The organism is Streptosporangium sp. NPDC002524 (genome assembly GCF_040295985.1).
Classification (GTDB): domain Bacteria; phylum Actinomycetota; class Actinomycetes; order Streptosporangiales; family Streptosporangiaceae; genus Streptosporangium.
The window spans coordinates 45,951-70,095 of sequence record NZ_JBEOWK010000036.1 but is presented as its reverse complement, the minus strand read 5'-3'; the positions used below and the strand labels follow the sequence as shown (position 1 = coordinate 70,095).

Below are 24,145 nucleotides of genomic sequence, written 5' to 3'. Positions count from 1 at the left end.
CGCGAGCAGGCCGCGCGCCCCCGGCTCGCCGGGCCGCGGCGCGGCCAGCGTGCGGGCCTGCCGGATCGCCTCGTGGGCGACGTCGGGGCGCAGCAGCCGGTCGCCCGACGTGGCCGCCGAAACGACGCTGAGTAAATATTCGGACATTTGATAATAAATCTACATTGTAAAGGCGCTGGCCTGAATTTCAAGATCATTTACAACGGACTGAAGACTCATCACCGAAGAACAGGGGCGCCTCGGCCGGGCCTCGGCGCGGTACGCAGGGTGCGCCGCTGGAAGAACACGCGTGGAGCGGGGGCATAGGGTCGTCGGCATGGCGCTGCGACCCGTTCAGGTGAACATCAAGGCTCTGGATGCCCCGGCGGTCGGCCGGTTCTGGGCGGAGGCGCTCGGGTGGAGTGCTTACACCCCCGGCGCGACCACCTATGTCGGACCCTCCGGTGGCCTTGTTTGGCCGGACCCGGTCGCCGTCTGTGTCGACGTCGTTCCCGTACCGGAAGCCAAGACGCCGACGAAGAACCGTGTGCATCTCGATCTCGCCACCACCTCCGCGGCCCACCAGGCGGAGTTGGTGGCGCGCCTGAAGGCTCTCGGCGCGACGCCCGCCGACGTGGGCCAGGGCGACGTGCCGTGGACGGTCCTGGCCGACCCGGAGGGTAACGAGTTCTGCGTGCTGGAGCCCCGGGAGGTCTACCGGGACACCGGGCCGATCGCCGCGGTGGTGGTCGACTGCGCCGATCCGAGGGCGATGGCCCGGTTCTGGGGCGAGGCGACGGACTGGATTCCGCACGAGGTGACCGACGATCAGGCGGCGTTGCGCTCCGCCAGGGGTGTGGGCCCGTATCTGGAGTTCCTCCGTACGCCCGGTGGGAAGACCGTGCCGGATCGCGTCCATCTCGATCTGCTGCCGTATCCCGGTGACGACGGGGCGGCGGAGGTGGCCCGGTTGCGGGCTCTGGGCGCCGGTGATCTCGACCTTGGCCAGGGAGACGTTCCGTGGACGTGCCTGGTCGATCCGGAGGATCATGAGTTCTGCGTGCTGGCCCCGTCCTGACGCGGAGCCGGGCGGGCGCCGGAGGGTGATCTCCCAAGACTTGAATGAGTCAACATCTTAAATTCTTCATGTTTGTGGGGGTATGTTGTAGTTATGACCGCGTCCCAGCCCCCGACCACCGCCGAGGAGCTGCGAGGTGCCGGCCTACGGGTGACGGCGGCCCGTGTCGCACTGCTCGAGACCGTCCGGAACGGTGATCATCTCGATGTCGAGGCGCTCACCTCGGGAGTACGTGACCGTATCGGCCAGATATCTCTCCAGGCGGTGTACGAGGGGCTCCACGCGCTCACCGGCGCGGGGCTCGTGCGTCGTATAGAACCGCCGGGCAGTCCGGCCTTGTTCGAGGGTCGGGTCGGTGACAACCACCATCACATCGTGTGCCGATCGTGCGGTGTCGTCGCCGATGTCGACTGTGCGATCGGTGAGGCGCCCTGCCTGACCGCGTCGAACGATCACGGCTTCGCGATCGACGAGGCCGAGATCATTTATTGGGGCGTGTGCCTCGACTGTTCCACTGCCAGCTGATCCGGAAGGATTTCCATGACCGAGAACCACGACGCGATCGTCACCGGCGCGAAGAGCGGGGGTGAAGCAGGCGGCTGTCCGGTCGCGCACGACTCCGTGACCGCGCAGGGCAGCGAGAGCGAGAACCCGGCCATCGACTCGCCGACCCCGAAGACCGGCGGTCGTCCGCACACGAACCGGGACTGGTGGCCCAACCAGCTCGATCTTTCGATACTGCGCTCGCACTCCTCCAAGGGCAACCCGCTGCCGGAGGACTTCAGCTACGCCAAGGAGCTGGAGCGGCTCGACGTCGAGGCCCTCAAGCAGGACATCGTCGAGGTGCTCACCACCTCGCAGGACTGGTGGCCGGCCGACTTCGGTCACTACGGCGGTCTGATGATCCGGATGAGCTGGCACGCCGCGGGCACCTACCGCATTCACGACGGCCGCGGTGGCGCCGGTGACGGTTCTCAGCGTTTCGCGCCGCTCAACAGCTGGCCCGACAACGCCAACCTCGACAAGGCCCGCCGGCTGCTGTGGCCGGTCAAGCAGAAGTACGGCCAGCAGATCTCGTGGGCCGACCTGCTGGTGCTCGCCGGTAACGTCGCCCTGGAGTCCATGGGGTTCAAGACCTTCGGTTTCGGTTTCGGCCGCGAGGACATCTGGGAGCCGGAGGAGATCTTCTGGGGTCCGGAGGACGCCTGGCTCGGCGACGCGCGCTACGTCACCGAGAACGAGATGTCGCCGGATGTCGGCGCGACCGAGATGGGTCTCATCTACGTCAACCCGGAGGGTCCCCGCGGCAACGCGAACCCGGCCGCGGCGGCGCATTTCATCCGTGAGACCTTCGGGCGGATGGCGATGAACGACGAGGAGACCGTCGCTCTCATCGCCGGTGGTCACACGTTCGGCAAGACCCACGGCGCCGGGATCGCGGACGACCACGTGGGGCCGGAGCCAGAGGGCGCGCCGCTGGAGTCGCAGGGGCTGGGCTGGCTGAGCACGTACGGCACCGGCAAGGCCGGGGACACGATCACCAGCGGTCTCGAGGTGACGTGGACCGACGTGCCGACGCAGTGGAGCAACCGTTTCTTCGAGATCCTCTTCGGCTACGAGTGGGAGCTCACCACGAGCCCCGGTGGCGCGAAGCAGTGGGTCGCGAAGGACGCCGAGGCGATCATTCCCGACGCGCACGACCCGTCGAGGAAGCACAGGCCGACGATGCTCACGACCGACCTGTCGCTGCGTGTCGACCCGGCGTACGAGAAGATCTCCCGGCGCTTCCTGGAGCACCCCGAGGAGTTCGCGCTGGCCTTCGCCAAGGCGTGGTACAAGCTGCTGCACCGTGACATGGGTCCGGTCAGCCGTTTCCTCGGGCCGTGGGTCGCCGAGCCGCAGTTGTGGCAGGACCCGGTCCCGGCCGTCGAGCACGAGCTGGTGGGTGACGGTGACGTCGCCGCCCTGAAGGCCAAGGTTCTGGAGTCCGGTCTCACGACCGCTCAGCTGGTGTCCACCGCGTGGGCCTCCGCCGCGAGTTTCCGGTCCACCGACAAGCGCGGCGGTGCCAACGGTGCCCGGCTGCGTCTGGAGCCGCAGCGGAGCTGGGAGATCAACCAGCCCGAGCAGCTCGCGACGGTCCTGGGGACCCTTGAGGGGATCCAGCGTGAGTTCAACGAGGCCGGGGGCGCGAAGATCTCGCTTGCCGACCTGATCGTGCTGGCCGGTTCGGCCGCCGTCGAGAGGGCGGCGCGCGAGGCCGGGGTGACGGTGACGGTGCCGTTCCGTCCGGGCCGTACCGACGCCACCCAGGAGCAGACCGACGTCGAGTCCTTCCGGGTTCTCGAGCCTCGCGCCGACGGGTTCCGTAACTATCTGTCCGCCGGCGAGAAGACCCCGCCGGAGGTGCTGCTCGTCGACCGTGCCTACATGCTCAGCCTGACTCCGCCCCAGATGACCGTTCTCGTCGGTGGTCTGCGTTCTCTCGGGGCCAACTTCGGCGGTACCGGGCACGGTGTCCTCACCGACCGGCCCGGTGTGCTCACCAACGACTTCTTCGCCAACCTGCTCTCGCCGGGCACCCGGTGGAAGGCGTCGGAGTCCGAGGAGCATGTGTACGAGATCCGTGACGTGAACACCGACGAGGTGAAGTGGACCGCGACGGCGGTCGACCTCGTCTTCGGTTCCAACTCCCAGCTCCGGGCCCTCGCGGAGGTCTACGCCAGCCGGGACGCCTCTGAGCGGTTCGTGGCCGACTTCGTCGCGGCCTGGACCAAGGTGATGGAGCTCGACCGGTTCGATCTCGCCTGATCCGATCCGTTCTCACCTGAGGAGCCCGGTCGAGCCGTCACGGTCGGCCGGGCTCCTCCGTGGGTGTGCCGGGGTCGTGCCGTGCGGGTTGTGCCGGGTGGGGTGGCGGGTGCGGCGTTCGACGGCGGTGGCCAGGCGTTGGTCGATGCGCTGGGTGGGGGAGAGGTTGAGCGATTTGGGGTGGGCGTAGATCTGGGTGGTGTCGGGGGAGGCGTGGCCGAGCAGGGCCTGCACCGCCGAGAGTTCTTCTCCGGCCTCCAGCAGGGCGGTGGCCACGCTGTGGCGGATGCCGTGGATGGAGAGTTTGCCGTGGTCGGCGATTCCGGTGGCCTTGGCGATGCGCTGGATGAGTTCGCGGACGTAGGTGCGTTGCAGTGGCCGTCCGTTGCGTGATCGGAAGAGGGGGCCGGGTGCGGTTCCGCGTTCGGTCAGGTAGGCGTCGAGGATTTCGCCGATGAAGGGGCGTACGTCGACGGGGTGGGTGCGGTTGCCCTTGACGGGCAGGTTCACGACTCTGAGGCGGCCCTGGTAGGTGAGGTGGCCGACCTCGACGGTGAGCAGGGAGCTGATGCGGCAGGCGGTGCCGATCAGCACGGCCAGGATGGCCTGGACGCGGGTGCTTTCGTGGAGTACGGCGTGCACGAGCATGTCGTCGAGTTGTTCGCCGCTGACGAACCGGGTGGTGGAGGCGTCGCGCCGGGGTGGTTCCATCCCGTCGAAGGGGTTGGTGGTCGCCAGGTCGGCGCGGCGCAGGTAGGTGTACCAGGATTTCGCGGCGGAGATGCGGGCCCGGCGGGTGTTGGCCGACAGTCCGGCGTCGCGCATGGCCGCGGCGTACAGGTCGGTCTCCATGGTGGGGACGTCGCCGATGTGCAGGCCGCGGGCCTGGATCCACCACAGCCACCAGGAGAGGTCGCGGATGTAGTTGCGCTGGGTGGCCGGTGAGGAGCGTCGTTCCGACGACAGCCAGCCCGCGGTGGCGGCCAGGGCCCGCTCGGGTGCCTGCACGGTGCGCAGCAGCGCGGCCAGATCGTAGGCGTTCCCGGCGGGTGGCGGGCTGCCCTTGGCCGGTAGTGCGAGGGGGGAGGTGTGCTGTCCCAGCAGTGCGGACAGCTGGGCCTCGGCGGCTTCCTCCGCGTCGGTGTCGGTATCAGGGTCGGTGTCGGGGTCGCGGGGCCGGTCCAGCACGATGACGCCGGAGATCGCCAGTGGCGCGAGCGCGCTCGACACGGTCGGCCGGGCCGGTCGCGCGGTGGGGTCCTCGGCGGGTTCGTCGTCGTCGGGGTGGGAGGGGGCGTCATGGAGGCTCATGAGGTGCTTTCTGACGATGCGACGGAGCCGGCGGCAGCGGGACTGGTCGGAGGGACGGAAGGCGACGACCACGGCAGACGTGATCCGGTGCCCGCGACAGGTGAAACGTTAGCGGTTGCCGATGGCCGCCGAAGGAGGACGTGCCACGTCATCGCCGATCTCACCTGGGCGACGAACTGAACATTTTCATGTCAGATATCAACCCCAAGTGGTGCCAATGGTGACGGCCGCCCCCTACTCTCGTCCCGAGATCACTGACGCGGTGGTTCCGTGTTCGATCTTCGTGCCGGCCGGGTCGCTCGTGCCGGCAGGGCACCACGACATGAAGAGCAGGAGGTTGCCACATGACGTCTGGTCGTTCCGGACCGGAGGAGGCCCGGCGGGTCGCGGGCCTGGTCGCGGCGCAGGAGAAGGCGCTCGCCTTGTTCGCCGAGGTGGAGGCGCGCGGGCTGGTCGTCCCCGGGGCCGGGGAGCGGGAGGTGAGCGATCGCATCCGGGACCTGGCCAACGACATGTTCGGCACGACCAAGCACTGGCACAAGCGGATCATCCGCTCCGGACCCAACACCCTGCTCCCGTACCAGGACAACCCGCCCGATCTCATCATCGGTGAGGACGATGTCGCCTTCGCCGACTTCGGTCCGATCTTCGAGGAGTTCGAGGCCGATTTCGGCCGTACGTACGTCTTCGGCGACGATCCGGACAAGCACCGGTTGCTGAGTGACCTGCCGCGCGTCTTCGACGCCGGGCGTGCGGCGTTCGCGGCCGATCCCGACATCACCGGCGGGCAGCTGTACGCCGAGGTGGAACGGCTGGCGGGCGAGGCCGGGTGGGAGATCGGCATCTGGCACGCCGGTCATCTCGTGGGGGAGTTCCCGCACGAGAAGAACGACGGCGAGAAGGCGGAGTCCTACATCACCCCGGGCAACGACACCCCGCTGCGGCGCACCGACCGTGCGGGAAGGACCTGCCACTGGATCCTGGAGCTGCACTTCGTGGACCGGGCGCGCGGTTTCGGCGGTTTCTACGAGCAGCTGCTCGATCTGGCGTGACCGCTGCCCGGCGGGCTTCGCGCCCGGTGTGACGTCCCTCGAAGCGGGTGGGCGGAACGGCGCCGGCGTTCGCTCCCTTGAGGAGGCGGATGCGGCAGGAAAGGCCGATCGGTTCTCGTGTCTGCCGCGATTATGCTCCCTTGCCGTCGCGTATGCGTGTGACGGGGACACGGGGTGGGAATATTGCGGTAAAGGTCCGTACCCATGACCTGATCACGGGTGAGGGAGGGCTGATGCGGCCCACGTCGATCGACGTTCCCGATCGTGTCTTCTCCGGTGGGCGGCTGCGCCTGTCGGGTGACCTGTCCGTTCCCGGGCTGCTGAGCATGGCCGATCTGCGGGCCCTGCCGCAGCGGACGGTGGAGGTCGGCTTCACCTGCCGCACCTCGGGAGCCCGCCGGCACCGCTTCACCGGCCCCCTGCTGCTGGACGTGGCGCGCGCGGCCGGGCCGGTCTTCGACGCCTCCGAGCGCAAGGACCGGCTGCGGTTCCTGGTGTCGGTGCTGGGGCGCGACGGCCATCACGCGGTGCTGTCGTGGGGGGAGATCGACCCGGAGTTCGGCGACGTCCCGGTGCTGGTGGGCGTCCAGATGGACGGCGGCGACCTCGACGCGTACGGGCCGCACCTGGTGGTGCCGGGGGATCGGTGCGGGGGGCGGCACATCAGCGAGGTCGTCGAGATCCGCGTCTGCGCGGACGCGCGCCTGTGGAACCCCGCCCTGCGGTGAGCGCTTCCGCGCAGGCCGACGGGCCGGACGGCCCGGACGGCCCGGACGGCCCGGACGCTCGAAGGTGCTGCCGACGGTCGAACATCGAGCGCCGGCCGGCGTCTGGTGCCGTGCCGGGGTGCGTTCCACCGCACCCCGCTGCGGGAGCTGCCTGACAGGCTCGGCGCCGACACAATCGTCTTCGCCGGGTGCGACTCTTCTCGTCTTCCTGGCCGAGGTCATGCCGACGCGGGTCACGCTGAGCAGTCTGGGGCACGACGTGGTCCGGGGGTGAGCGTCGTGTAGGAGCGCAGCTCGGGAACCCGCCATGCGATCGCGGCGACGGCCACGGTGGTGAGCAGGCCTCCGGCGCAGATCACCGTCCGGGGCCCGAGGAGCGGCGCGGCGGTGCCGTGCAGCACGTTCGCGAGCTGCGGTCCGCCGATGAGGACGACGGTGAGCGCCCCTTGGATCCGGCCGCGCATGGCGTCGTCGGTGAGGGCCTGGGAGATGGCGTTGCGGAAGGTGCTGAGCACGAGGTTCACGGCTCCGCCGAGGACGAGCGCCGTCAGCGCGATCCACAGCTGTGCCGCCAGGCCGAGTACGACCACGGTGACGCCCCACGCGGCGGCGGCCGCCGCCATGAGAGCGCCGTGGCGGCGGGCGCGGGTGAAGGTGCCCGACAGGAGACCGGCCGCGAACACCCCGGCCGGGTAGGCGGCGTAGAGCAGTCCCACTGCCGGGCCGCCGCCGGCCAGGCCGCCGTAGGTGTGCTGGGCCAGCTCGGGGAAGAGGGCGACCGGCATGCCGAAGACCATCGCCGAGAGGTCGACCGCCAGCACCGCCACGAGCAGCCGGCTGGCGGCCAGGTACCGGAACCCGGCCGTGATCTGAGCGATGGCCGGACGACCCCCGTGGCGCGGTCCGGCCGGGGCGTCCGATGCCCGGACCGGCTCCAGGCGGGGCAGCCTGGCGACGGCCCACACGACGGCCAGCAGCGCGAGCGCGTCGAACAGGTACAGGGTGCCGAGCCCGACGAGCGGGATCAGGAGGCCGGCGAGCACGGGGCCCAGGATCGACCCGGCGTAGCGGGCCAGCGAGCTGAGGCCGTTGGCGGCCGGGAGCAGTTCGGCCGGGACGAGGCGGGGCACCACGGCACCCGTCGTCGTCATGATCGATCCGAAGGCGAGTCCCTGGCAGGCCACCAGCGTCATCAGGACCGGGACGGACCGGACGTCCAGCACGGACTGAGCCCACAGGGCCGCGTAGGTCAGCGTGAGGCCGCAGTGCGCGGCCAGGAGTATCGTCCGCCGGTCCTTGACGTCGGCGAGAGCGCCTGTCCACAGGGCCGCCACCGCCAGCGCGGCGAACGACACGACGGCCGAGGCGCCCACGGCCGCCGACGACCCGGTCATGGTGAACAGCTGCGCCGGGATCGCGGCCAGGCTGAACGACCCGCCCACCGCGCACACCACCGACGCCACCCACAGCCGCCGGAACGCGTCGACCCTCAGCGGCCGGCGATCGACGATGACGCCGCGTCCCGCCGTGAGCCCGGGGGCGCGCGTCACCGGCCGGGAACGTTCCGGACGGCGTCCGCGCCGTCCAGGGGTACGACGTCGGCGACGACGCATGCGATGTTGTCGGGAGCACCCGCGGCGTACGCTTGCGCGATCAGCTCGTCGAGTGCCCGCTGCGGGCCGTCCTCCTCGGTCAGCGCCTTCCGCAGGGACGCGGCCGGGACGACGGCCGACAGCCCGTCGGAGCACAGGAGGTAGCGGTCACCGGCGGCGGCCCGGTGCAGTGACAGGTCCGGGTGCGTCCCGCCCGTGCCGGTGAGTGCTCGCACCAGCAGTGAGCGCTGCGGGTGCGAGGCCGCTTCGCCGGGGGGCAGCCGTCCTTCGTCGATCAGGGACTGGACGACGGTGTGGTCGTGGGTGATCTGGGAGAGCTCACCGTCTCGCAGCCGGTAGGCGCGGGTGTCGCCGATGTGCGCCAGCGCCAGGTGGGAGCCGGACCACAGCAGCGCGGTCAGGGTGGTGACGGCCTCGCCGTCCGATGACGCCGCGGCGATCGTCCCGATCTCCGCGTCGGCGTCGTCGATCGCGTCGGCCAGCGCGCCGAGGAGGTCTTCGGCGGGCATGGTGAGAGCCTCCAGCGGTTTGAGCGCCTCGATGGCGGTCGCGCTCGCGAGGTCTCCGGCCCCGCCACGGACGCCGTCGGCCACCGCCAGCAGGCGGGGGCCCGCGTAGGCGGTGTCCTCGTTGCTCGTCCGCACCAGCCCCGACTCCGAGCGGGCGACGTAACGGACCCCGAGCATGGTCGTGGAGTCGTCCACCGAGCTGCCCCTTCCCGTCAGGTAGTCGACGAGGAAGGTCGCCAGCCGGCCGCGAGCGGCGGTCTCGGCCAGGAACCGCTCCCAGTAGCCGGCGATCTCCTCGGCCGCTTTCTCCGCGGGGAGGTCGCACACGCGCCGGATCCGGGTCAAGGGCATGCCCAGGCGTCGCAGCCAGGCGATCAGCCGGGCTCGCTCCAGCTGCTCCGGGTCGTAGAACCGGTATCCCGAATCGCCGTCCACGGCGGCCGGCGGCAGGAGCCCGAGTTCGTCGTAGAGCCGCAGGGCCTTGGGCGACAGCCGGGCCACCCGGGCGAACGCTCCGATCGTCAGCAGCTCCCGCACCACTCCTCCTCGTCCCGGCCACGGCGGCCGGTGTCAACGATGCTGGGGCTTCACCCAAGGGGAAGGTCAACGGGGAGGGTCAACACCGTCGCCACCCTTGCGCGCGCCTTCGCGGGTCTCGGCGGAGGCCTCGCTCAGGGAAGTCGCGGAGGCCTCGCTCAGGGAAGTCAGGGAGGTCAGGGAAGATCGACGACGAGACCGGAGGTGGCGACGCCGATCTCGCCGTCGTACTCGGCTCCGGCGGCGGCTCGCGCGGCGGTGGCGTCCGTACCGGGCTGCAGGTGAGTCAGCAGCAGGTGTCCGACTCCGGCCTCCCTGGCCTGCCGGCCTGCCTGGCGGGCGCTGGACAGGTTGCGCCGCGAATCCTCCGGGACCCGGTCCACGTAGGTGGCCTCGGCCAGGAACAGGTCGGCGCCGCGCGCCAGCTCCACCACCTCGGGGCTCGGGGCGGTGTCGCCGGTGTAGGCGAGCACCCGCCCGCCCGCCGCCAGCCGTACGCCGGCATTGGGCACCGAGTGCGGCAGCAGGCGGGTCCGCGCACGGAACGGGCCGATGTCGATCCGGTCGCCCGCGGTGAACGCGCGCGGGACATAGGCGTCGGTCAGCATTCCGGGGCGGTCCAGCGCGAGCACCGCGTCCAGGGCGCCGGGCAGCGAGTACACCGGCAGGGGGGCCGGCGGGTCGTCACGGAACGCGCGCGCCCGCAGCAACGGGTTCAGGTCGGCGCAGTGATCGGGATGTCCGTGGGTGACGAACACCGCGTCGACCTGATCGGCGGTGACCCGTTCCAGCAGCCGCGGCACCGTCGCGTACCCGGGGTCGACGAGCAGCCTGAACCCGTCGTGCTCCACGAGATAACCGCCGCAGGCCTGGCCCGCTCCCGGCCACGCGCCGCATCCGCCAAGGATCGTCAGCAACATCCACGAACCCTAACGGCCGATTCGCCACCTGCGCGAACAGGTCACCAACCCGCCGCCTCAACCGTTGACGTCGGTGGAGCCGAGAAACCAGTGGCCGCCCCTGCCGTTGGGGATGGGCGGGAGGCCACGGACCACGCGTCCGGCCTTCGCGGAAGTGTCCTCGCCGCGCCGGCCGGAGCCCGCCGTCCGGGAGAGCGGGAACGACGACGTCCCGATCTCCCCGGTGATCCAGATGCCGGACGGGTCGGCGGTGATGGCGGTCAGCCGAGGACCGGTCGGATCGGGAGGAAAACCGCCGGAGAGGGGCGGTGCCTTGGGCGGCACGGCCGGGTCACCTTGGCCGTTCGCGATCCGGCCGGTTCGTGCGCTCTTCCGCGATCCGGCCGGTTCGTGCGCTCCTCCCGGAGGAGACGATCGTGGCCACCGCCGGACCACGTCCGCGGGGCGGCTACCAGGGCAGTTCCCCGTTCTCGTCCTGGAAGGTTCCCGTCGGGCCGTCCACGTCGAGGGTGGCCAGGCGTACGACGACTCTGGCGCTCTCCTCCGGCGATCTTCCGATCCCGAAGGCCGCGGTCATGTCGGTGGCCGTGGTGCCGGGCTCCAGCGCGTTGAACTTGATGCCGGGCTGGGACTTGGCGTACTGCACCGTCAGCATGGTCGCCGCCGCCTTGGACGCGGAGTAGAGCGCCAGCGGCAGGTTGAACTCGGGCCGGTCGGGGTTGTTCACCGCCCAGAACGATCCGGCGCTGCTCGACACGGTGACCACGGTGGGGTTGGAGGACTTGCGCAGCAGGGGGAGTGCCGCCTCGGTGACGCGTACGATCCCCACCGCGTTGGTGTCGAACACTCGCAGGGCCGCGGGGCCGTCGAGGGGTTCGTTCCCGAGGACGCCCGCGTTGTGCACCAGGACGTCGAGCCGTCCCTCGGCCGCGCCGATCGTCGCGAGCGCGTCGCTCACCGAGGCGTCGTCGGTCACGTCGAGCCGCACGAACCGTGCGCCGAGGGCGGCCGCGGCCTTCTCGCCTCGTTCGATGTCACGCGCACCGATGTAGACGGTGTGTCCCAGTTCCAGAAGTTGCCTGGCGGTCTCGAAGCCGATGCCCTTGTTGGCCCCGGTGATCAGTGTGACGGTCATGGGTTTCCTCTCGAAGTGTGCGGCCCGGGCGGACCGTTGGGTGCGACTGCTCTCCACGTCGCCGGTGCCGGCGCCGAAGGGTCAGCCGGTGAGCTGCCGGAGGAGTTCGCCGGCGTCGTGCAGGGCCGTCATGTGTACGAACCGCCCGTCGCGCACCTGGTAGATGGCGTACTCGGTGATCTCGAACGAGGCGCCGGTGGGTGCCACTCCGAGCCACTCCTTCACCGGCGTGCCCGTGTTGACCAGCCGCGCGGCCAGGCGGTCACCGTCGAAGAGCAGTTCCTTGAGCTCCCAGTGCAGGTCCGGGACCGCGTCCACGTCGGCCTTCTGCACGGCGATGAGGTCGTCGCGGGTGGCGGGCTCACCGTTCAGCGTGGTCCGGTCGTCGATGAACCCGTCCATCTGGTCGAACCTGTGGGCGTTGAGCTCACCGAGGTAGCGCAGGTAGAACTCGCGCAGATCACTGTCGGACATCGGGGGTCCCTTTCTGCGTGGCGGTCGTACGGCACCGGGCGGGGCGATTGCGGTGCCCTCGGGGGTCCCGCGAAGTCGGCTCGCGCCGACTTCCGCATCGATCGATGCAGAAGTCCACCGTAGCACGTTCCGCATCGATCGATGCAGAATGGCGAGGACCTGCGGAGGCGGGGACGGAGACGGGGGCGGGGACGGGGGCGGGGACGGGTGACCGCGATCGGCCCTCGGGCGAAACCGGCCGAAACCGGCCGGGACGGCCCGTGAACGCCGGGAGGCGTCACAGCCCCCGGCCGGGCCGCGCGGAACGCGGGAGTCGCCGCTTCAGGGGAACGTGAGGGTCGTCGTTTCAGGGGTCAGCCGGGCGCCTGGCCGAGACGCAGCAGAAGACTTTCCACCCGCGGCACCTGGTGCTCTTGGCCCCGAACCGGGCCGGTGAAGACACGGTCGTCCGCGAAGACGGACACCGGGCGGCTCTCAGCGGGGCGGCCAGTCGCGCAGGGCGAGATCGGCCATGTCCTGGAGCTCGTCGCGGCCGACGCCGCCGGCGGCCTGCACGGCGATGCCGTAGGCCAGGGCGGTGACGTAGCGGGCGAGCAGTGCCGGGTCGGTCTCCGGCGGCAGGTCGCCGTCGTCGACGGCTCGTTCGAACCGTTCCCGGATGCGGGAGTAGCCGCTGTCGCGCCACGCGACGAGGAGGTCGCGGGCTCCACGGCTGGAGTCGCCGGTGGCCAGGGCGCCCTGGACGCCCAGGCACCCGTTGGGACCGGCCGGGCGGGTGGTGGTCCTCACCGTGCCGGCAAAGATCGCGGTGACGACGCCGAGGGCGGTCGGCTCGTCCAGGGCCCGGGCCAGGTAGGCGCTCGGACCCTCGGTGTAGCGCTCCAGGGCCTTGCGGAAGAGCTCCTCCTTGTTGCCGAAGGTGGCGTACATGCTGGTGGTGGAGATGCCCATCGCGTCGGTCAGGTTGGCCAGGCTCGCCCCCTCGTAGCCCCGCTCCCAGAACACCAGCAGGGCGCGCTCGAGCGCCTCGTCGGCGTCGAATCCCCGCGGTCGGCCGGTCGGGCGGCGCTGTCTGGTCTCCACCCCCGCAGTCTAACCCTTCTGCATCGATCGATGCAGAAATAGGGGGAGGGTGCTCCACGTACGACCGCCTCATGGCATTGACCGACCGCCAAGTGACCGGCCGGGACCGCGACGTCTGGAGCCGCTCCGTCTACGGCGAGCCGGCCCTTCCCCGCCTCCGGGGAGTTTCCTTCGTCCCGCCCACCCGGACCGAGCCGTCAGGCGTCGAAGCGCCCGCGGGCGGTCTCGATGTGGCCGAAGTACTGATGGGTCCAGCCGCAGATGAGATCGACCGTCGCGCGCAGGGCCTGGCCCGGCTCGGTGAGGGTGTACTCGACCCGCGGCGGCACGGTGGGATACACCTTCCGCTCGGCCAGGCCGTTGCGCTCCAGCATGCGCAGGTTCTGGGTGAGCATCTTGTGGCTGATGCCCTCGACCTCGCCGCGCAGTTCGCTGAAGCGGAGGGTGCGCTCACCGAGGGCCTCGATGATGAGCAGCGCCCACTTGTTGGCGACGTCCGAGAAGATCTCCCGCGCCAGGGAGTCGGCGCGCCTCAGGTCCGCTTCGTCGGCCGTGCCCGCGAACTGCTTGGTCACCATAAGGTTCCCCAGTCTCCAAAAAGTGCGTTCTTCCACGTCAGTGGACACTCTCCTATGGTTTCCCAGTAACCGCAAGAGAGTAAGGGCGCCCTCCGGCGCCTCGACCACACAACCGATCAGGAGATCTCGTGACCGTTTCGCTCATCAACCCCGACGGGCATGTCCAGGTCCCGCTCTACCACCACGTCGCGGTGGCGAGGGGGAGCAGGCAGGTCCACATCGCGGGACAGGTCGCCTGGGACGAGAACGGCGAGCTCGTGGCACCGGGCGACCTCGCCGGGCAGGTCGCCCAGGTCTACCGCAACGTCGCCAAGGCGCTGGACGCGGCCGGAGCGACCTTTCACGACGTCGTCCGCGTCACGTGGTACGCCGCGGGCTGGAAGAGGGAGATGTACGACACCTTCAACGCGGGCGTCGAACAGGCGGCCCGCGAGTTCGACCTCGCCACGCCACCGGCCGCGCTGATCGGGGTGGACGTGCTTTTCGAGCCCGGCATCCTCGTCGAGGCCGAAGTCACCGCGATCATCGATTGAGACGGTCGCACCAGGGGTGAGTGGCGGGGGCCGGCCCGGGGCGTTCCTCAGTTCCCGGGAGGCACGGTCGCCGCGATGACGACGTTGCCGACGTTGCTGACGATGGTCGCGGTGACGGTGCGCGCGACCGCCTCGGCGGCGGCTCCGGCTCCCCAACTGCCTCGTTCGAGCTCCTTGGCGCGGGTGATCACGGGGGTCGTCCAGGGGATCTCCCGGTGGAACTGGGGGAGCGTCCCGCTTCCCGAGAGCAGTGCCGCGAGCGCGGCGACACGGGGCCGCGGTTCCGCGCCCTCGACGAGCACGTCGCGGACGTCCTCGAGGAGCCGGGAGCGGCGCCCGTTCCCGCCGTCCTGGAGGACCTTCGTGTCGAACAGGCCGAGCGTCTTGCGGCTCGCACGGCGGATGTCGCCGCGTTCGACGAGCCGGTCGAGCAGCGGGCCACGCAGTGTCGGCCCGATCGCCGCGAGCACCGTCTGGACGCCCCGGGGCTTCTCGGAGACGTAGTCCCAGGTGAGGCGGAGGATGTCATCCGACGGCGGGTTGTCCTCGACGGCCCGCACCCGCGTCGTCCCGGCCCGGCCCGAATCGGTTCGCACATGCTCGCCGAGTCCGAGATCCGCGAGCACCGCTCCCGCGAGGGTGTAGAAGAGCGTGTTCTCGCCCGCGATGGTCCCGGTGCCGGATCGGAGGCCGGAGTTCGGCTGGAACAGGAGGAGCAGGAGATCCTCCGCCAGGGTCGGGGCCCCGAGCCGTCCTGTCGCGCCGGGCGTCTCGGCCTCGCCGCCGACGAGGGGTCGTTCGGGCTGCTGGGTCATCGGTCCTGCCTTTCGGTGGGAAGTGGTGCCGGGGGTCGGGGGCCGGGGACATCGGAACGAGAAGTCGTGCCGAAGACACGTGGTCATGGTCTTCGGCGTGACGATCAGCCGGGCCCGGTGTTCCCGGTGATCAGTACGAACAGCGGCAGGCCCATGTTGTTGACGACGTGGACGGCCACCGCGGGCCAGATCGATCCGCTGCGGCGCATCGCCTCGGCGGCGATGACGCCCACCACGAACGCCGTGGTCATGGCGATGTTGATGCCGTGGAAGAGGGCGAAGACCACCGAGCTGGACAGGACTCCGACGACGGGCCCGTAGCGCAGCAGGGCGTTGGTGACGACACCGCGGAAGAGGAACTCCTCGCCGATGGGGGTGAGGACGGACAGGAAGGCGATGGTCAGGATCAGGGGCAGCACGCCGCCCCCTGCCGCGTCGTAGTACGAGCCCTGGGGATCGGCGTCGAACCCGGTCAGGGTGATGACGGCGTAGTTCACCACGCCCTTGAGCAGGAACGCGACCACGCCCGCGACCACGCCGATGCCCATCCAGCGCCAGGTGGTGCGGCGCACACTGAAGGCGCCCCAGGAGCGGATGCGGATCAGCGCGGCCGCGGCGAGGCCGACGAGGCCGACGACGCCCGACCAGGCGGCCAGGACCAGCCCGTACGCCACCGCGTCCGACTTCAGCCCCAGCGGGCCGAAGAACGGGGTCACGGCTATGGCGGCCGCCGCCGCGAGGAGGCCGACCACGATCTCGGGCCAGCCCGGACGCGTGGGATAGGTGGCGCCGGCCGGAGCAGGCTGCCGCGAGTGATCGGCATGGTCGGTCGACATGATGGTGAACTCCTTGTTCTCGTGGTCTCGATGGGTGTCGCCGGGCCCGGCGCGTGGCGTCCGGCGCGTGGCGTCCGGCAAGGGCACCGGCCGGCCTCTGGACCCGCCGTTGAGGGGCCGGCCCGCTTCTGGACTCGCGTTGGTGCGCGGCCGATGTGTCTTCAGGACGTCAGGCCGGGCGGGATTGCGAGAGTCGCACTTCGCCGCCGTGAGAGTCCGCGCGGCGCCGTCCCGCTTCCGGCCGAGCTCCTCCGAACACGAAGGAGGGACCGCGCCGCGCCGAGATTCGGAGGTTCGGAGGTTCGACGTCGATGACCGGTGTGGAGGACATGCGTCGATTCCAGCAGCCGCCGCGCTCGCCGGGCAGTGCGACCACGTCATGACCCCGCCATGACATTTCCCGGGCGAACGTATGACGCGGCGTCACTGGTCCCGTCGCGAAACAGACATCCTGTGCCGGTCGATCCTGGCATCCCGGAAAGTGAACCCCCGTGCGTCCCGCCGGCGGTCACCGCGACCGTCTTCCCGCACCGCCTCGGTGCCGGTCTCCCGCCCGATGGCGTCCCCGGAGGACGTGATCGGCGTGTGACGCGAGGAGAACGTCCGCACGATCCTTGATCCCGGAGGGTGCGCGGCCTGCCGTCGTCCGGATTCGGCGGAGGAGAGCGGCGCGTTGATCGGGGCGGGGCACTGGCAGGGCTCAGATGGGCCACCGACGTCCCAGGTCAGAGCAGGTTCGGCGGCTGGTGACACGTTCGTCGGCGGCGCCCGGATCGCCACGAGGAGCGGTGAGCCGGGAGGGGCGGTGACAGGGCTTATGGGGCGGGGGAGCGGATGTTGGGGACACGGATGGCCTCGATCTTGGAGTTACCGTAACAGTCACCGTCACCTTTGGCCAGATGTGAGCAGAAGTTCTGACTCTTCCAGTGATACTTCTTGACATTTCGCCGAAAATGGAGCGTACTTCGATCGGATGTTGATCTCACTACCCCCCGCAGCACCACCGATCACGACGCGACCGGTCAAGGCCTAGACCCATGTCGCGCGCGAAAACGGTGTCCCGAGCACCCGCAAGTCACCCTCACGCAAGCGTCACCGATTGGGGAACCATGACCGAGGTAGGCAGAGGCATGGCGAAAAGCCTGCTCTCCCGGCGTGCCTTCACCACGTCCGCGGCGGCAGCCGCGCTGGCACCATTGGTCACAGCGAGTCAGACCGCGGCGTCGGCCCAGGCCGGTACGGCCGGCACGACCACGGGCGCGGTCCGCCGCATCACCCTGTACGCCGAACGGCTGGAGAACGGCCAGCTGGGCTACGGCCTGGAGCCCGGCAAGGCCACGATTCCCGGGCCGCTCATCGAGATGGTCGAGGGCGACACCCTCGAGATCGAGATGGTCAACAACCTGGACGTGACGGCGAGCCTGCACGTCCACGGGGTGGACTACGACGTGGCCAGCGACGGCACGAGACTGAACGAAAGCGTGGTCGAGCCCGGGGGCCGGCGCACCTACATCTGGCGCACCCACGCGCAGGGCAGGCGCGGCGGCGGCGCCGGCATCGAGCCCGGCAGCGCGGGCTACTGGCACTACCACGACCACGTGGTGGGGACCGACCACGGCACGGGCGGCATCCGGCAGGGGCTGTACGGCCCGCTGGTGGTCCGGCGGAAGAAGGACGTCAAGCCCGACAGGACGTTCACCGTCGTCTTCAACGACATGACGATCAACAACCAACCCGCGCACCAGGCGCCGGAGTTCGTCGCCAAGGTCGGCGAGCGGGTGGAGTGGATCGTGATCACCCACGGCGAGTTCTACCACACGTTCCACATCCACGGGCACCGCTGGGCCGACAACCGCACCGGCATGCTGGAGAGCCTCGAGGACCCGAGCCGGATCATCGACACCAAGATCACCGGGCCCGCCGAGTCGTTCGGCTTCCAGCTGATCGCGGGCGAGCGCGTCGGCCCGGGGGCGTGGATGTACCACTGCCACGTCCAGAGCCACTCCGACATGGGGATGGCCGGCATCTTCACGGTGACGGACGCGGACGGCAACGTGCCGGGCCAACCGGGTGGCGGTCACGGTGGCCACGCGGGCGGCGGCCACACGGGCCACTGACGGCCGCGCCCGGCCGGCCCGGCCCCTGGCCGCCCCCCGGCCACCCTCCCAGACCGGACCTCCGGCCACCCTCCGAGACCGGACCCGGTCGCCCCATGCCGTACGAGCACGGCCCCACGCAGACGTCGACATCCCGGACCGCGGCCGACTCCCGAACTCGTCCGCGAACGGTTCCGAACCCCCCTCGATCCCAAGGAGTGATGATGGGTCGAACAGGCTATTCACCGCCCCGGCCACCCGCCTGGCGGCGCGTACTGATCACGATGTCGAGTGCCGTCCTGGTGCTCGGACTGGCGGCCCCGGCCGCCGTGCCGGCCCAGGCGCAGGCCCGGCCACAGGCGCAGGCCCCCGCCCCGGCCGCCAAGAAGCCCGCCGTCAACGTGCTGGTCTTCAGCGGCCAGGCCGCGCAGCAGGACGACCCGGTGCGCGCGGCCGCGACGGCGATCAGGGAACTAAGCGCGAAGAACGGGTTCTCCGTCGAGGAGGCCCAGGATCCGGCGGTCTTCACCGCCGGCAACCTGGCGCGGTTCCGCGGCGTGGTGTTCCTGTCCGCCAACGGCGTGAGCCTGGACGAGTCGCAGCTCGCCGCCTTCCAGGCGTACATCAGGGGCGGCGGCGGGTTCGTCGGCATCCGCGACGCCGCCCGCGCGCAGGTGGACTCGGCCTGGTTCACCGAACTGATCGGCACCCGTCCCGTCGGCGCCCTCCCCATCGCGGAGAAGGTGACGGAGGCCGCGGCGAGCGCGGAGAACCCGCCGAACGAGACCAAGGACAAGGTCTTCGACGGGGACAACGACACCAAGTGGCTGGCCCGGACGACGACCGGGTGGGTGCAGGGCAAGCTGGAGAAGGCCGTCGTGGTGGCGCACTACGCGCTGACGTCGGCCAACGACTCCGCCGGCCGGGACCCGAAGGACTGGACCCTCCAGGGGTCGCAGAACGGGACGGCCTGGACGGATCTCGACAAGCGCAGCGGGGAGGTCTTCCCCCAGCGGGCCCAGAGCAAGGAGTACAAGTTCGAGAACACCACGGCGTACCAGTACTACCGGCTCAACGTCACCGCGAACGGCGGTGAGCCCCTGACCCAGCTCGCCGAGCTGCGGCTGTTCGGGCCCGACTCCGCGCCTCCCCCCGCGGCGAAGGAGCAGAAGGCCGTCGTGGACATCGTCGACCGCCTGCATCCGGCGAACGAGGGGCTTCCGCTCACCCTGTCGCGGACCGACAAGTGGCTGAGCTGGAACCCCAATCCGGTGGGCAAGGTCCACACGATCGCGCAGGTCGAGGAGTGGACCTACAACCCGAGCATGAACGGCAACGGCCCGTTCCACCCCATCTCCTGGTGCCGTGACTACGACGGCGGCCGGTCCTTCTACACCGGCATGGGCGGCACCGCGGCGAGCTACACCGGCGACAAGCAGTTCCGTACGCACCTGGCCGGCGCCATCCGGTGGGCGACCGGCATCGTCCGGGGCGACTGCCAGGCGACCATCGCGGCCAACTACACCACCGAACGGCTGACCACGCCGAACACGCAGGGCCAGCTCGACCAGATCGGCGAGCCGCACGGCCTGACCGTCGCGCCGAACGGCAAGGTGTTCTACATCGGCAAGGCGGCGTGCGCCACCGGCCCGATCCCCGCCTGGACCGACCCGAAGGTGGGCCTCGGCTGCGGCACCATCCACCAGTGGGACCCCAGGACCAAGCAGGTCAAGCTGCTGACCACGCTGCCCGTCATGGGCAACCGCGGCAGCGGCGACGAGCTGGTCAAGAACGAGGAGGGCCTGGTCGGCATCACCCTGGACCCGGACTTCGCGGAGAACGGCTGGATCTACGCGTACTGGATGCCGCACGCGTCGATCGACCGGGACAGGCGCATCGGCAAGCGGACGGTCTCCCGGTTCGACTACGACTCGCGGACCCAGACGATCGACCAGGCCAGCCGCAAGGACCTCCTGCAGTGGGACACCCAGATCCACAGCTGCTGCCACGCGGGCGGAGGCATGACCTTCGACGAGGCCGGCAACCTCTACATCGGCACCGGTGACAGCAACTCCTCCGGCGGATCCAGCGGTTACTCCGGCAACAACTGGACCCAGGACTACAAGGGCACCTCCTTCCAGGACGCCCGCCGCACCTCCGGCAACACCAACGACCTCAACGGCAAGATCCTGCGCATCCACCCGGAGCCCGACGGCACCTACACGGTCCCCGAGGGCAACCTGTTCACCGGCGAGGAGGAGGGCGGCGGCAAGACCCGCGCGGAGATCTGGGTGATGGGCGTCCGCAACATCGCGCGGCTGCAGTGGGACAAGGAGAACAACTGGATCACGGCCGGCTGGGTCGGCCCGGACGCCGGCGGCCCGAGCGAGACATGGGGACCGGCGAAGTACGAGACCGTGACGGTTCTCACCTCCGCCGGCAACCAGGGCTGGCCGTACTGCATGGGCAACAGGCAGCCCTACCGCGACCGCAGCAACGCCAACGCCACCCAGCCCGCCGAGTGGTACGACTGCGACGACCTGAAGAACACCTCGCCGCGCAACACCGGCCTCGTCGACATCCCGCCGGCGCGCGACAACATGATCTGGTACTCGCCGCAGGGCGGCGGCCCGGTCTACCCCAAGCGGCAGGACGGCAGCGGTCTCCCGACGTACAAGCAGGGCGAGGAGACCCTGACCATGCCCTACCTCAAGGGCGGCGGCCAGGCGGTCATGTCGGGCCCGACCTACCACCGCTCCCAGGCCGACACCGCCAGCGGGGTCGCGTGGCCGGAGTACTGGGACAACAAGTGGTTCATCGGTGACCAGTCCAACGCCAACAACCGCGTCGCCGTGACCGTGAACCCCGAGACCGCCAGGGACGCGGGCCGGCCGGCGTTCGCCGAGGACCTGCGGAACATCATCCCGGGCGGCAACGGCGCAGGCCAGCTCCAGTCGTGGATGGACGCGAAGTTCGGCCCCGACGGCGCGCTCTACATGCTCGACTACGGCAGCGGCTTCTTCAGCCTGCACGCGAACCAGAAGCTGGTCCGCGTCGTCTACAAGGGCGGCCCGGCGACGCCGAACCCGGACGCCGCCACGGCGCGTCCCGTCCGGCAGAACGCCGACCCCAGGACGATGACGTTCTCCAGCGCCAAGGCCGGCGGCGTGTCGTGGGAGTGGGACTTCGGCGACGGCAGCGCGCCGTCGAAGGAGGCCGCCCCGACGCACACCTACGCCGGCTTCGGCACCTACGAGGCGACGCTGAAGGTCACCTACGCCGACGGCGAGCAGGCCACCGGGAAGATCACCGTCACGGTCGGCTGCGCCGCGCCCGACGCCCGGCCGACGGTGCAGCTGCTCGACGCCCTCACCGGCGTGCGCAACAAGGTGGCCGGCGGCGGCTGCACGATCAACGACCTGATCGACGACGAGGGCGACTGGAAGAACCGCAACCAGTTCGTCCAGCACCTCGACACCGTCGTGAGGCAGCTCCTCAAGGACGGTGTCATCACCGCCCAGGAGGCCGAGGCGCTGCGCGCCGCCGGCGCCAAGTCGGAGGTCGGGAGGGTGAGCGGGTACCAGCCCATCTTCGACGGCACGGCGTCGTCGCTGCTGGGCTGGACCCAGGCCCCGTCCGGGCGGTTCGCCCTCCAGCCCGACGGCACGATCCGCAGCTCCGGCGGCCTGGGCATGCTGTGGTACTCCGACAAGGCGTACGCGGACTTCTCGGTCCGGCTGCAGTTCCGTGACAGCTCGCCCGACCCGCATCGCGCCAACAGCGGCGTCTTCGTCCGGTTCCCGGACCCGAGGACCCCGCTGGAGCAGCGTCCCGCCGGAAGCTGCGGCACGGTCGGCGCGGCGCGCACGTCACCCGCGTGGGTCGCGATCTTCTGCGGCCACGAGATCCAGATCTACGACGGCGACACAGGCGAGCCGCAGAAGACGGGCTCGGTCTACAACTTCTCGCCCAACGCCCTGAACCGGGCCGGGGCGACCCCGAAGGGCCGGTGGAACGACTACGAGGTCCGGGCGGTCGGCCAGCACTACACGATCATCCGCAACGGCACGGTGATCAGCGAGTTCGACAACACGCCGGGCAAGGCGTCGTCGCGCGCCGGTGACCCGCCCACGGACCTGCGCCAGTTCATCAGCGGGTTCGTCGGGCTGCAGAACCACGGCAACAACGACGTGATCGACTTCCGCAACATCCGCGTGCGCGACCTCTAGGACGGTACACCGGCCGGGTGCCGGGCCGGGGAGCGTTCCCCGTGCCCGGCACCCCACCCCAGCTCGGAAAGGTGCATCGACACATGCATGTCGGATCCCTCCCCTCCCTCGTGATCAGAGCCCTGCGGCGGGCGTCCGGAGCCGTGACGGCGCCGCGCCTCGCCGTGGCGCTGCTCGCCGTGGCGCTTCCCGCGCTCCTGCTGTCGTCGGTCCAGGCCGCCGCGCAGCCCCGCGCGCAGCTCACCGCCGCGCAGGCGGCGGACCAGGTGCTCACCTGGACCGCCGACAACAGCATGACCGCCTACAAGTCGACGCCGGAATCGGCGACGGCGGGCCCCGCCACCATCGTCTTCGAGAACAGCGCGGCCACCGGCAACACCACCGGCATGACGCACACGCTGACGTTCGACACCTCCACCCCCGGCTACAACCACGACGTCAGCCTCAACATCATCGCCAGCCCCTTCGACGCCGAGGGCGGCCGGCACACCGCCCAGGTGAACCTCACCCCCGGCAAGTACCGCTACTACTGCGTGATCCCCGGTCACGGCCAGATGGTCGGCGAACTCGTCGTCACCGAAGGCGGCGGCGAGGACACGACCGCGCCGCAGGTCTCCGCGCAGGTGGCGGGCGACCGGGACGCGAACGGCGCCTACGTGGGCGCGGCGACGGTCACGGTCTCGGCGAGCGACACCGAGTCCGGCGTGGACACCGTGGAGTACGCGCTCGACGGCGGGGCGTTCGCGGCCTACTCGGCCCCGGTGTCGGTCAACCAGGCGGGGGCGCACACGGTGACCTTCCGCGCCACCGACAAGGCGGGCAACACCTCGGCCGTGGGCTCGGTGGCGTTCACGGTGGTGGCCCCGCAGGAGGAGGACACCACCGCGCCCGAGGTCACCGGGGTGGTGACCGGTGAGCGGGACGCGGACGGCGAGTACGTGGGCGCGGCGACGGTGACGGTCACGGCGAGCGACACCGGCTCCGGGGTCGACACCGTGGAGTACTCGCTCGACGGCCAGCCGTTCGCGGTGTACACGCAGCCGCTGACGGTCGGCCAGCCCGGCGCGCACACGGTGACCTTCCGGGCCACCGACAAGGCGGGCAACACCTCGCCCGTGGAGTCGGTGGAGTTCACGGTGGCGGCCTCGGAGGAGGAGGACACCACTCCTCCGCAGGTCTCGGCGCAGCTGTCGGGCGAGCAGGACTCGGCGGGCAACTACGTCGGCTCGGCGACCGTGATGATCTCGGTGAGCGACACCGAGTCGGGGGTGGCCACGGTGGAGTACTCGCTCGACGGCGGGGCCTACACCGAGTACCCGTCCCCCGTGTCGGTCACCAAGGCGGGCGCGCACACCCTGTCGTACCGGGCCACCGACAAGGCCGGGAACACCTCGGCGGTGGCGACGCTGAGGTTCACCGTGGTGGCTCCGGAGGACGACACCACGCTGCCGCAGGTGTCGGCCGCGATCACCGGCACCCAGGACTGGGCCTGGAACTACGTCGGCTCGGCGACGGTGAAGCTGACGGCGAGCGACGTCGGCTCCGGGCTGGACGCCGTGGAGTACTCGCTCGACGGCCAGCCGTTCGCGGCGTACACGCAGCCGCTGGTGGTCAACCAGCCCGGCGCGCACACCCTGTCGTACCGGGCCGAGGACAAGGCCGGGAACATGGCGGTGGGCACGGCCAAGTTCATGATCGTGGAAGCCGGCGGCGAGTAGCGACAGCCGCCGGGAAGGGGTGACGGCCGCCCCGGGAGGCGAGTTCGCCGGCCGGTGAGCGGCCCCCGTCCTCGGACGGGGCCGCTCACGCGTCAGGCCGCCCGGAAGGC

The 24,145-nt window shown here is 70.5% G+C and carries 20 protein-coding genes; 9 read left to right on the top strand and 11 right to left on the bottom strand.

Going from position 1 to position 24,145, the window contains the following annotated elements; genetic code table 11:
* Nucleotides 1–316 precede the first annotated feature (316 nt).
* The 3 genes from ABT053_RS39330 (at nt 317) to katG (ending at nt 3,868) form a co-directional block, all read left to right on the top strand.
* Nucleotides 317–1,057 carry a VOC family protein gene (locus ABT053_RS39330; RefSeq protein WP_350976406.1) on the top strand — a complete coding sequence of 247 codons (741 nt, stop codon included), beginning with the start codon at nt 317–319 and terminating at the stop codon, nt 1,055–1,057.
* A 93-nt stretch (nt 1,058–1,150) separates the two neighbouring features.
* The gene (locus ABT053_RS39325) at nt 1,151–1,582 is read left to right on the top strand and encodes a Fur family transcriptional regulator (protein ID WP_350976404.1); all 432 of its coding nucleotides are present in this window, start codon (nt 1,151–1,153) and stop codon (nt 1,580–1,582) included.
* Nucleotides 1,583–1,597: 15 nt separating this feature from the next.
* Nucleotides 1,598–3,868, top strand: coding sequence for a catalase/peroxidase HPI (gene katG / locus ABT053_RS39320; RefSeq protein ID WP_350976402.1), 2,271 nt, complete (start codon nt 1,598–1,600; stop codon nt 3,866–3,868).
* Nucleotides 3,869–3,880: 12 nt separating this feature from the next.
* On the opposite strand, the gene ABT053_RS39315 is transcribed toward katG, so the two are convergent.
* Entirely contained in the window at nt 3,881–5,179 is a 1,299-nt protein-coding gene (locus tag ABT053_RS39315) for a tyrosine-type recombinase/integrase (protein WP_350976400.1), read from the bottom strand.
* Between the two features lie 344 nt (nt 5,180–5,523).
* On the opposite strand from ABT053_RS39315, the gene ABT053_RS39310 reads away from it, so the two are divergent.
* Nucleotides 5,524–6,231: a M24 family metallopeptidase gene (locus tag ABT053_RS39310; RefSeq protein WP_350976399.1), complete on the top strand. Its 708-nt coding sequence runs from the start codon at nt 5,524–5,526 to the stop codon at nt 6,229–6,231.
* A 233-nt stretch (nt 6,232–6,464) separates the two neighbouring features.
* Nucleotides 6,465–6,959: a molybdopterin-binding protein gene (locus ABT053_RS39305; protein ID WP_350976398.1), complete on the top strand. Its 495-nt coding sequence runs from the start codon at nt 6,465–6,467 to the stop codon at nt 6,957–6,959.
* Between the two features lie 233 nt (nt 6,960–7,192).
* On the opposite strand, the gene ABT053_RS39300 is transcribed toward ABT053_RS39305, so the two are convergent.
* The 8 genes from ABT053_RS39300 to ABT053_RS39265 all read right to left on the bottom strand — a co-directional run bounded on the left by ABT053_RS39300 (nt 7,193) and on the right by ABT053_RS39265 (nt 13,808).
* Nucleotides 7,193–8,509, bottom strand: coding sequence for an MFS transporter (locus ABT053_RS39300; RefSeq protein WP_350976397.1), 1,317 nt, complete (start codon nt 8,507–8,509; stop codon nt 7,193–7,195).
* Nucleotides 8,506–9,618: a MerR family transcriptional regulator gene (locus ABT053_RS39295; RefSeq protein WP_350976395.1), complete on the bottom strand. Its 1,113-nt coding sequence runs from the start codon at nt 9,616–9,618 to the stop codon at nt 8,506–8,508. The genes ABT053_RS39300 and ABT053_RS39295 overlap by 4 nt, the downstream gene beginning before the upstream one ends.
* Before the next feature lie 176 nt (nt 9,619–9,794).
* Nucleotides 9,795–10,538, bottom strand: a complete 744-nt coding sequence (locus ABT053_RS39290) for an MBL fold metallo-hydrolase (protein ID WP_350976393.1) — start codon at nt 10,536–10,538, stop codon at nt 9,795–9,797.
* Between the two features lie 57 nt (nt 10,539–10,595).
* Nucleotides 10,596–10,862, bottom strand: coding sequence for a hypothetical protein (locus ABT053_RS39285; protein ID WP_350976390.1), 267 nt, complete (start codon nt 10,860–10,862; stop codon nt 10,596–10,598).
* 124 nt (nt 10,863–10,986) lie between these two features.
* On the bottom strand, nt 10,987–11,673 hold the full coding sequence (locus ABT053_RS39280; protein WP_350976388.1) for an SDR family NAD(P)-dependent oxidoreductase: 687 nt from the start codon (nt 11,671–11,673) through the stop codon (nt 10,987–10,989).
* A gap of 81 nt (nt 11,674–11,754) precedes the next feature.
* Complete coding sequence (locus ABT053_RS39275; RefSeq protein WP_350976385.1) at nt 11,755–12,147, bottom strand: ester cyclase; 393 nt, start codon at nt 12,145–12,147, stop codon at nt 11,755–11,757.
* A gap of 474 nt (nt 12,148–12,621) precedes the next feature.
* Nucleotides 12,622–13,230 (bottom strand): TetR/AcrR family transcriptional regulator, encoded by a 609-nt coding sequence (locus ABT053_RS39270; RefSeq protein WP_350976383.1) that lies wholly within the window; start codon nt 13,228–13,230, stop codon nt 12,622–12,624.
* Nucleotides 13,231–13,427: 197 nt separating this feature from the next.
* Nucleotides 13,428–13,808: a winged helix-turn-helix transcriptional regulator gene (locus ABT053_RS39265; RefSeq protein WP_350976380.1), complete on the bottom strand. Its 381-nt coding sequence runs from the start codon at nt 13,806–13,808 to the stop codon at nt 13,428–13,430.
* Nucleotides 13,809–13,936: 128 nt separating this feature from the next.
* Between ABT053_RS39265 and ABT053_RS39260 the strand changes: the two genes are divergently transcribed.
* Nucleotides 13,937–14,341 carry a RidA family protein gene (locus ABT053_RS39260; RefSeq protein ID WP_350976378.1) on the top strand — a complete coding sequence of 135 codons (405 nt, stop codon included), beginning with the start codon at nt 13,937–13,939 and terminating at the stop codon, nt 14,339–14,341.
* Nucleotides 14,342–14,388: 47 nt separating this feature from the next.
* Here ABT053_RS39260 and ABT053_RS39255 read toward each other — a convergent pair whose 3' ends face one another.
* The gene (locus ABT053_RS39255; protein WP_350976376.1) at nt 14,389–15,156 is read right to left on the bottom strand and encodes a GOLPH3/VPS74 family protein; all 768 of its coding nucleotides are present in this window, start codon (nt 15,154–15,156) and stop codon (nt 14,389–14,391) included.
* A 104-nt stretch (nt 15,157–15,260) separates the two neighbouring features.
* Nucleotides 15,261–15,992 (bottom strand): CPBP family intramembrane glutamic endopeptidase, encoded by a 732-nt coding sequence (locus tag ABT053_RS39250; protein ID WP_350976374.1) that lies wholly within the window; start codon nt 15,990–15,992, stop codon nt 15,261–15,263.
* 1,130 nt (nt 15,993–17,122) lie between these two features.
* Here ABT053_RS39250 and ABT053_RS39245 point away from each other — a divergent pair.
* From ABT053_RS39245 to ABT053_RS39235, 3 genes are all read left to right on the top strand, one after another.
* Nucleotides 17,123–18,109 carry a multicopper oxidase domain-containing protein gene (locus tag ABT053_RS39245; RefSeq protein ID WP_350976371.1) on the top strand — a complete coding sequence of 329 codons (987 nt, stop codon included), beginning with the start codon at nt 17,123–17,125 and terminating at the stop codon, nt 18,107–18,109.
* A 263-nt stretch (nt 18,110–18,372) separates the two neighbouring features.
* Nucleotides 18,373–22,317 carry a ThuA domain-containing protein gene (locus tag ABT053_RS39240; RefSeq protein ID WP_350976368.1) on the top strand — a complete coding sequence of 1,315 codons (3,945 nt, stop codon included), beginning with the start codon at nt 18,373–18,375 and terminating at the stop codon, nt 22,315–22,317.
* Between the two features lie 83 nt (nt 22,318–22,400).
* A complete protein-coding gene (locus tag ABT053_RS39235) occupies nt 22,401–24,035 on the top strand; it encodes an OmpL47-type beta-barrel domain-containing protein (RefSeq protein WP_350976366.1) in 1,635 nt (544 codons plus the stop codon).
* Nucleotides 24,036–24,145 lie beyond the last annotated feature (110 nt).

Bases quoted from the DNA above. Each gene is read 5' to 3' on its own strand.
- ABT053_RS39330 (WP_350976406.1), top strand. From the start codon at position 317: ATGGCGCTGCGACCCGTTCAGGTGAACATCAAGGCTCTGGATGCCCCG.
- ABT053_RS39325 (WP_350976404.1), top strand. From the start codon at position 1,151: ATGACCGCGTCCCAGCCCCCGACCACCGCCGAGGAGCTGCGAGGTGCC.
- katG (WP_350976402.1), top strand. From the start codon at position 1,598: ATGACCGAGAACCACGACGCGATCGTCACCGGCGCGAAGAGCGGGGGT.
- ABT053_RS39315 (WP_350976400.1), bottom strand. From the start codon at position 5,179: ATGAGCCTCCATGACGCCCCCTCCCACCCCGACGACGACGAACCCGCC.
- ABT053_RS39310 (WP_350976399.1), top strand. From the start codon at position 5,524: ATGACGTCTGGTCGTTCCGGACCGGAGGAGGCCCGGCGGGTCGCGGGC.
- ABT053_RS39305 (WP_350976398.1), top strand. From the start codon at position 6,465: ATGCGGCCCACGTCGATCGACGTTCCCGATCGTGTCTTCTCCGGTGGG.
- ABT053_RS39290 (WP_350976393.1), bottom strand. From the start codon at position 10,538: ATGTTGCTGACGATCCTTGGCGGATGCGGCGCGTGGCCGGGAGCGGGC.
- ABT053_RS39280 (WP_350976388.1), bottom strand. From the start codon at position 11,673: ATGACCGTCACACTGATCACCGGGGCCAACAAGGGCATCGGCTTCGAG.
- ABT053_RS39275 (WP_350976385.1), bottom strand. From the start codon at position 12,147: ATGTCCGACAGTGATCTGCGCGAGTTCTACCTGCGCTACCTCGGTGAG.
- ABT053_RS39265 (WP_350976380.1), bottom strand. From the start codon at position 13,808: ATGGTGACCAAGCAGTTCGCGGGCACGGCCGACGAAGCGGACCTGAGG.
- ABT053_RS39255 (WP_350976376.1), bottom strand. From the start codon at position 15,156: ATGACCCAGCAGCCCGAACGACCCCTCGTCGGCGGCGAGGCCGAGACG.
- ABT053_RS39250 (WP_350976374.1), bottom strand. From the start codon at position 15,992: ATGTCGACCGACCATGCCGATCACTCGCGGCAGCCTGCTCCGGCCGGC.
- ABT053_RS39245 (WP_350976371.1), top strand. From the start codon at position 17,123: ATGGCGAAAAGCCTGCTCTCCCGGCGTGCCTTCACCACGTCCGCGGCG.
- ABT053_RS39240 (WP_350976368.1), top strand. From the start codon at position 18,373: ATGTCGAGTGCCGTCCTGGTGCTCGGACTGGCGGCCCCGGCCGCCGTG.
- ABT053_RS39235 (WP_350976366.1), top strand. From the start codon at position 22,401: ATGCATGTCGGATCCCTCCCCTCCCTCGTGATCAGAGCCCTGCGGCGG.